Origin of the sequence: Nocardia sp. NPDC060220, from assembly GCF_042727815.1 — a bacterium.
Classification (GTDB): Bacteria; Actinomycetota; Actinomycetes; order Mycobacteriales; family Mycobacteriaceae; genus Nocardia.
The window spans coordinates 1-7,584 of the sequence record NZ_JBHWZY010000286.1; the positions used below are offsets into that span (position 1 = coordinate 1).

The 7,584-nt window shown below is 68.9% G+C and carries 8 protein-coding genes; 3 read left to right on the top strand and 5 right to left on the bottom strand.

All coding sequences use genetic code 11. From position 1 onward, the window contains the following. Window positions 1-1,335, bottom strand: a 1,335-nt coding sequence (locus ACFWF3_RS16635; protein WP_379314355.1) for a DEAD/DEAH box helicase, incomplete at its 3' end; no start/stop codon positions are given. Between the two features lie 62 nt (window positions 1,336-1,397). On the opposite strand from ACFWF3_RS16635, the gene ACFWF3_RS16640 reads away from it, so the two are divergent. Then, window positions 1,398-2,255, top strand: coding sequence for a carbon-nitrogen hydrolase family protein (locus ACFWF3_RS16640; RefSeq protein WP_379314360.1), 858 nt, complete (start codon window positions 1,398-1,400; stop codon window positions 2,253-2,255). Window positions 2,256-2,266: 11 nt separating this feature from the next. Beyond that, a complete protein-coding gene (locus tag ACFWF3_RS16645) occupies window positions 2,267-2,887 on the top strand; it encodes a phosphoribosyltransferase (RefSeq protein ID WP_379314356.1) in 621 nt (206 codons plus the stop codon). Window positions 2,888-2,901: 14 nt separating this feature from the next. Here ACFWF3_RS16645 and ACFWF3_RS16650 read toward each other — a convergent pair whose 3' ends face one another. Then, window positions 2,902-4,080, bottom strand: coding sequence for an amino acid deaminase/aldolase (locus tag ACFWF3_RS16650; RefSeq protein WP_379314357.1), 1,179 nt, complete (start codon window positions 4,078-4,080; stop codon window positions 2,902-2,904). 45 nt (window positions 4,081-4,125) lie between these two features. Continuing rightward, complete coding sequence (locus ACFWF3_RS16655) at window positions 4,126-4,662, bottom strand: TetR family transcriptional regulator (protein WP_378652196.1); 537 nt, start codon at window positions 4,660-4,662, stop codon at window positions 4,126-4,128. Window positions 4,663-4,975: 313 nt separating this feature from the next. Between ACFWF3_RS16655 and ACFWF3_RS16660 the strand changes: the two genes are divergently transcribed. Beyond that, a complete protein-coding gene (locus ACFWF3_RS16660; protein ID WP_378993445.1) occupies window positions 4,976-5,719 on the top strand; it encodes a tyrosine-protein phosphatase in 744 nt (247 codons plus the stop codon). 10 nt (window positions 5,720-5,729) lie between these two features. Here ACFWF3_RS16660 and ACFWF3_RS16665 read toward each other — a convergent pair whose 3' ends face one another. Together ACFWF3_RS16665 and ACFWF3_RS16670 are read right to left on the bottom strand one after the other, a co-directional pair. Next, window positions 5,730-6,974 (bottom strand): class I adenylate-forming enzyme family protein, encoded by a 1,245-nt coding sequence (locus tag ACFWF3_RS16665; RefSeq protein ID WP_379314358.1) that lies wholly within the window; start codon window positions 6,972-6,974, stop codon window positions 5,730-5,732. Between the two features lie 78 nt (window positions 6,975-7,052). Further along, window positions 7,053-7,584 (bottom strand): enoyl-CoA hydratase/isomerase family protein (locus ACFWF3_RS16670; protein ID WP_379314359.1); only part of this gene is annotated, 532 nt, incomplete at its 5' end.

The following is a 7,584-nucleotide window of genomic DNA, read 5'->3' on the forward strand; positions in this document are numbered from 1 at the left end:
GGCGTAGCCGCCCACGGCCAGTGCCGCGGCGATGTCGGCGAGCGGGGTGTTGTGCTCGGCCTCGTAGTCCTCGATCAGCTTGCGGAACAGCGCGATGTTGTCCGAGGCCAGGTTCTCGGTGATCGAGTCACCGAACTTGGAGGCACGCGTGGCGTTCACGTCGTCGACGCTCGGCAACTGCATCTCGGTGAGCGCGCTCTTGGTGGCCCGCTCGATCGACTTGAGCAGGTGACGCTCGCGCGGGGCCACGAACAGCAGCGCCTCGCCGGAACGGCCGGCCCGGCCGGTGCGGCCGATGCGGTGCACGTAGGACTCGGTGTCGTGCGGGATGTCGTAGTTGACGACATGGGAGATGCGGTCCACGTCGAGACCACGCGCGGCGACATCGGTGGCGACCAGAATATCGATGCCACCCGCCTTCAGCTGGCCGATGGTGCGTTCGCGCTGGTTCTGCGCGATGTCACCGTTGATCGCGGCGGCGGAGAAACCACGCGAGCGCAGCTTCTCGGCCAGCTCTTCGGTGGCCTGCTTGGTGCGCACGAAGATGATCATCGCCTCGAAGGTTTCGACCTCGAGCACGCGAGTGAGGGCATCGAGCTTGCGCTGATGCGACACCTGCACATAACGCTGGGTGATGTTGGAGCTGGTCTGCGTCGTGGACTTGACCGTGATCTCGACCGGATCGTTGAGGTACTGCTTGGAGATCTTGCGGATCACACCCGGCATGGTGGCCGAGAACAGCGCGACCTGCTTGTCCTTGGGGGTGTCACGCAGGATGCGCTCGACGTCTTCCTGGAAGCCCATCTTGAGCATCTCGTCGGCCTCGTCGAGCACCAGGTAGCGCAGCTGCGAAAGGTCGAGCGTGCCCTTTTCCAGGTGATCGATCACGCGGCCGGGAGTACCGACCACGACGTGCGCGCCACGGCGCAGACCCGACAGCTGCACGCCGTAGCTCTGCCCGCCGTAGATCGGCAGCACGTGCAGACCCGGGATGTGCGAGGAGTATTTGCCGAACGCCTCGGCGACCTGGATCGCGAGCTCACGAGTCGGCGCGAGCACCAGGGCGCTCGGCTTCTTCTGCGCGGTGTCCAGGTTCATCAGGATCGGGATCGCGAATGCCGCGGTTTTGCCGGTGCCCGTCTGCGCGAGGCCCACCACGTCGGCGCCGGAGAGCAGCGGGGGAATCGTCGCCGCCTGAATCGGGGACGGCGACTCGTAGCCCACATCGGCGATGGCCCGCAGCACGCGGTCATCGATCCCGAGATCGGCGAAAGTCGGGCCGGTGTCGTTCCTGTCGTTGTCGGCAGGAACGCTGTCGACCTCATTTGTACTCATTGACCACGAGTTTACTGCCTGGCGGTAGCTGCCCCAACCACCAGGTGAATACGGTGAGACCTATGCAACTGCGCGACGGGTCAGCACATCAGGAACTTCAGCCGGTGACGGTAGGGATCGCGGTGGTCCAATTCGCCCCCGGAACCGATCCCGAAAACAATCTGTCGACCCTGCGAGAACACGTGCGGACGGCGGCCGCAGCGGGTGCGCGCGTGGTGCTCGCGCCCGAATACTCGATGTTCGCTGTGACTCGGCTCGATGAGCGGGTGGTGGCGATCGCGCAACCGCTCGACGGTCCGTTCGCCAGTGGACTCGCGGCGCTCGCCGCCGAATTCGGCGTATTCCTGGTTGCCGGTGTGGTGGAGTTGCCATCACCGGGGGCGACCCGGATCAGTAATACCCTCGTCGCGCACGGGCCCGACGGCGCGCGCGTCGCGGTGTATCGCAAGGTGCATCTCTACGACGCGTTCGGTCATCTGGAATCGGATGTGGTGGCAGCGGGGCCGCTCGTCGCGCCTGCGACTTTCGCTGTCGACGGTGTGGTATTCGGCATGCAGACCTGTTTCGATCTGCGATTTCCGGAAGGGTGTCGGCGTGTCGCGGCGGCGGGCGCACACGTGTTGCTGCTGCCCGCGCAGTGGATTCCGGGACCGGCCAAGGTCGACCAGTGGACGACGCTGCTGCGGGCACGCGCCATCGAGAACACGGTGTACGTGGCCGCGGCCGATCAGTGCGCGCCACGCGGCGCGGGTTCGTCGATGATCATCGACCCGGCGGGCACGGTGCTGGCCGAACTGGGCGATGAACCGGGCGTGGCCTCGGCAACGGTCGACACGGCGCATCTGGCCAGGGTGCGCACCGCCAATCCCAGCCTGTCGCTGCGACGGTTCACCATTTCCGAGGCGTCCGGAGCGGAGTAGCGTTCGAGGCGATGGTGTACCCGGATCGGGCAGCGGCGGGCCGCGCTCTCGGCACGGCCCTCGAACACCTGCGGACCACCCGTCCACTGGTGCTCGGGTTGCCACGCGGGGGTGTGCCGGTGGCGGCGGCGGTGAGCGCGGCGATCGGCGGGGAACTCGATGTCCTGCTGGTCCGCAAGCTGGGGCTGCCATCGCAGCCGGAGCTGGCGATGGGGGCGCTCGGAGAGAGCGGACTGCTGGTCCTCAACCGTGACGTCGTCGACCACAGCCGGGTGAGCGCCGAGGCGTTCGACGAGGTGGAACTGGCCGAGCGGGCCGAACTACGCCGTCGGCAGGCGATCCTGCGGGTCGGCGACTCGATTCCCCTGGCGCGGCGCACGGTGGTGATCGTCGATGACGGGATCGCGACCGGGGCCACGATGGTGGCCGCGTGCCGGGTGGCGCGGGCGCAGCGGCCGGATCTGCTGGTGGTGGCCGTGCCGGTGTCCGCGCCCGAGGCGGCGCGGCGGGTCGAGCGTGAATGTGACGAGCTCGTCTGCCTGTGGACGCCCGCCGACCTGGGTGGAGTCGGCATGGCATACAGCGACTTTCACCAGCTCGACGATGACGAGGTCATCGCGCTCCTGCGCTGAGACGCCTGTCGACCTCAGCCGAAGCACTGACCTTCGCCGCGGTAGGTGGGAACCGTCGTGCGGGTGCCCGCCTCGTCGACCAGATGGAGCTCGGCGAAGCGTTCGCACAGTTCGCCCGCCTTGGCATGGCGGAACCAGACACGATCACCGATCTCGAGTTCGGCGCCACCGGCCAGCGGCGTCTGGACCTCGCCCGCGCCTTCGGAGCCGAGCAGCTTCAGCCCCGCGGGCCACACGGGGACCGGGACGCGGCTCGGACCCGCGGGGCCCGACGCGATGTAGCCGCCCGCGAAGACGGTCGCGATGGTCGGTGCGGGTTTGCGCAGGACCGGGGTGGCGAAGAACAGCGCGGGGCGGGGCGTGAACGAGCGGTAGTGGTCGAACAGGGTCGGCACGTAGAGGCCGGAACCGGCGGTCACCTCGGTGACATCGGGATCGGTGATCGAGACTTCGATCGAACCGGTGCCACCGCTGTTGACGATCTCCAGCGGGCCCGTCACCGCCCGGACAGCATCGACCACCCGGGTACGCCGGCGCCCGATTTCGAGTGCGGACAGGCGTTTCACCACGCGCACCGCGGGGTTGCTGTCGGGCAGTCCGGCGATCTGCGACTCGTAGGTCATCACACCGACCACATCGAACCCGCGCCGCAGCGCTTCGGCGGCCAGCGCGGCGGCGTCCTCGGGGCTGCGCACGGGCGAGCGCCGGGCACCCAGGTGCAGCGGGCCGATCCGCAAAGCCGCGTCGACGTCGAGGCAGACGCGGGGGTGGACCAGGTCGGTGCCGAGCGCGGCCCGGGTGAGTTCGAGCTGGGCGACATCGTCGATCATCAGCGTGATCGCCTCGAGCAGGGCCGGGGCGGCGGCCAGTTCGGCCAGCGCGGCACGGTCGAGAACCGGGTACCCGAGCAGCACGTCGCGGGCGCCGAGGCGGACCAGCCAGATGGCCTCACGCAGCGAGTACGCCATGATCCCGGCGAAGCCGTCGCGGGCGGTCAGTCCGTCGCCGAGTACGCGCTCGAGCACCGCCCGGCAGCGCACGGATTTACTCGCCACCCGCACCGCGATGCCGTTCGCGCGCCGGACCAGGTCGGCGGCGTTGCGGTCGAGCGCGGTCAGGTCGACGGCGGCCAGCGGCGGGTCGAGCTCCGCGGTCGCCGCGTGCAGATGGTGCAGCGATGTCGTCGGTGTCACACGACTACTGAACCACCTATTTGGTCAGTCGTCCAGCATTGCGGGTCAGCTTTCGACTGCCTTCAGTGTCAGGCAGCCGACCAGGTCGTCGATCACCACGAGGATCGTCTCGTCGTTGCCGTCGGCCAGCCAGCGCAGCACCGCGCCGTGGAACACCGAGACGAGGTAGCCCGCCACCGAGTCGACCGGCTCCAGCCACTGCGTGCCGGACAGGCGCGCGCACATCCCGAGGAAGTCGGCGGCCTCGTCGTCCATCTCGCGGAACATCGCGACGGCGGTCGGGTCGCCGATGGTGTCACCGGTGGGCGCCCACCGCAGACGCAAGGTCTGCAACGCGGCTTCATAGGCGGCGATTCGCCGGGCTGGCGCGGCCTTCACCAACGGCCAGTAGGTGCTGAGCCCGGCATGTAAGAACACCCGCAGCGCCCGAACGCCGGTAGCGTCCGAACTGGCGGCGGCTTGTTCGACGGCATCACATACGGCGGGCCGTAGCGAAATTTCAGTTAGTTCACGGCTGGCGCTCAACGACGACTCCTCGGCAACAAATATCGCTGCCCGCGGCGATGCGAGCTTGGTGGTCACCGAGCTCGATCTTAGAAGGTTTTCAGGATTCACGAACTGGTTCAGCCATCCTTTTCAGACTGAAAGATTGTTTTGTTATCCGAATGCGACCTTTTGTAAAACCGACCATACGGCCTCAATTTGTCGCATTCCTGGATATCCGACACCCCCGCGCCGGAATCCGCGCACCTGGTCGATTGTACAAGTAGGCCCTGGCCAGGCCCGTAGGTGTGTGCGACGGCACAGTGGCACCCACCGGAACGGACGCAACACATCCGGTGACCGATCCGCGAACTCGGCGCGGCGGCGACGGAGTCGCCGATAACCTGGTCAGGTGACTCTTTCGCCTCCTGCCGACCAGTTCGCTCTCAGCGGCACCTTCAATTTCCGCGATGTGGGCGGCCTGCGCACCGCCGACGGCACCACCGTTCGCCCCGGCGTCCTGCTGCGGTCGGCCCAGCTGAGCGGTCTCGACGACAAGGGGCACGACACCCTGCGTGAATTGCGGGTCACCGATGTGCACGATCTGCGCGGCATCGTGGAGATCGACCACATCGGCCACGACACCCTGCCCGGCGACGTACGGCTGCACGTGACGCCGTTCGATTCGCGGATGGAAGAGGCGCCGCCGCACGAGGCGAAGACCGTCTCGGCGTTCGCGCACATGATCGAGGTCTACCGCGCCTTCCCGACGCTGCCCGAGGCGCACACCGCGATCGCCGAGCTGGCCGGCTCGGTCGTGCGTGGCGACGGCGCGGTGCTGGTGCACTGCGCGGCGGGCAAAGACCGCACCGGCTGGGCCGTGGCCACGCTGCTACGCGCGGTCGGCGTCACCGAGGAGGACGTGTACACCGACTTCCTGGCCAGCAACGCGGCGGTCGAACCGCTGCGCAGGCTGCTGGAGCCGAAGATCGGCAACGGCGACGCGCTCTCCGACGACCTGCTCGGCGTCCGCGAGGAATACCTGCGCACCGCCGACGCCAGCGTCCGCGAGACCCACGGCGACATCGAGACCTACCTCACCACGGTCGGCCTCACCGGCGACCTCCGCGATGCCCTGCGGGCGCGCTTGCTCTGACCCGCCCGGATCAGAGTCCGCTGACGCGACGGCTCGGGTCCACCCGAACCAGTCCGTCGGCATCGATGCTCACGAAATCGCCCGTGTGGAACCAGCTTCCGCTGAATCGGGCGGCCGAGGCGTCGGGGTTGTTCCAGTAGCGGCGGCTGACATTCGGTCCGCGACACAGCAATTCGCCGTGACCGGTGCCTGCCTGCGGGCCGGCCAGGGCCAATTCGGTGCCACCGAAGGCGAATCCGAGGGCCGATCCGGCGTCGACACGCTCGGTGTCGTCGACCACGAGGCCGATTCCGCTGGTCTCGGTGGCCCCCCAGACCGACCACTGCTTGGCCGCGGGGAACAGCCCGCGCAGCGCGGCGGTGAGGGTGGCGGGGGCCGCCGCGGCGGCGCGTTCGGAGCGGTGACAGGCCTTGCTGATCCGGCGGACACCGGCGCCGGCACGGCGGGCGACGAGTTCGGGTACCAGCCCGGCGAGGATCCGCGGCGTCCCCGAGACGGTGTCGATCCGCTCCCGCACCAGCACGTCGGCGAGACTGCGCGCACCCGGCGCGAGCACGACCGTGCCACCCACCGCGAAGGTGGGCAGCAGCTGATCCACGCACCCGCTGGCATGGGCGAGCGGCAGCAACACCAGATTGCGCAACCCGTCGGCGGGCAGCCCGAGCGCGCCGACCACCGACGACACCGCCGACAGCAGGTTCTCGTTGGACAGCTCCACACCCGCGGGCATGGACCGACGGGTGCCGGTGTAGCAGAGCAGCGCTGGATCATCCAGGGCCGCACCGTCATCGATGTAGGCGGTGCTGTCGGGCAGCGGGCCGTCGGGGCCGAGGACGAAATCGGCTCTGCTGTCGGCGATCACGCGGTCGGCGATCGCGGCGGGCAGGGCGTCGGGCACCAGCACCGGCACCGCACCCGAGAGCAACGCGCCGAGAAACGCCTGCACCCAGCGCGCGCTGGTCGGCATGTGCACCGCGACCCGATCGCCGTAGCCGATGCCGTGACCCTGCAGGCCGCCCGCGATCCGCGAGGCGCTGTGCCAGAGTTCGCGGTAGGTCAGCCGCGGCCCGCCGACCTCGACGACCGCCTCCCGATTCGTGAACGAGTGCACGCGCAGGTCCAGCAGTTCGGTGAGGGCCGGGCTGAGGTCGCCGTAGCGCAGCACGCCGTCGGAGCCCCGCCGCAGCTGCGTTGCCGCACTGGTGGCGGGGAACTCGAAGACGGCCGCGCCCGGTTCGTGCTCGCCATGACCCATCCGGACCTCCGTACGTCGATACAGCCGCACCTGTGACTATATGACGTGGATCACATCGCTGTCAGGCAGTCGGCGCGCTCATTCGCCGCGATAGGTCGCCTTACCCGGTCCGATATCGAGAAAGCTGCGGACCGCGCCGCGCAGGTCCGCGGTGGCGAACAGCTCGCCCGAGACCTCCGGCGTCACCGAATCAGCGTGTGCCACACCGCCGGAACGCCACGCCTCGATGATCTGCTTGGTCGCCGCGTGCGCGCGTGTCGGGCCGTCGGCGAGACGGGTGACCAGCGCGCGAGCCTCGGTCTCCAGGTCCTCGTGGACCGCGTTGACCACGCCCCACTCGGCCATCGTCGCGGCAGGGTAGAGGTCGCCGGTCATCACGAACTCGCGGGCGCGGCCCGAACCCGCCCGCTCGGCGAGCCGCTGCGGCCCGCCCATCGACGGCGTGAGCCCCACCACGGTCTCCACCAGCCCGAACTTCGCCTTCGGCGCGGCCAGGATGATGTCGCAGGCCAGCGAGATCTCGAAGGCGGCGGTCAGGGTCAGCCCGTGCGCGGCGAACACCACCGGACACGGCAGCGCTTCCAGGGGGTGGATGATCTGCTCGAACAGC

Excerpts from the sequence above, each read along its gene's own strand:
- ACFWF3_RS16640 (WP_379314360.1), top strand. The coding sequence starts at position 1,398 with ATGCAACTGCGCGACGGGTCAGCACATCAGGAACTTCAGCCGGTGACG.
- ACFWF3_RS16645 (WP_379314356.1), top strand. The coding sequence starts at position 2,267 with ATGGTGTACCCGGATCGGGCAGCGGCGGGCCGCGCTCTCGGCACGGCC.
- ACFWF3_RS16665 (WP_379314358.1), bottom strand. The coding sequence starts at position 6,974 with ATGGGTCATGGCGAGCACGAACCGGGCGCGGCCGTCTTCGAGTTCCCC.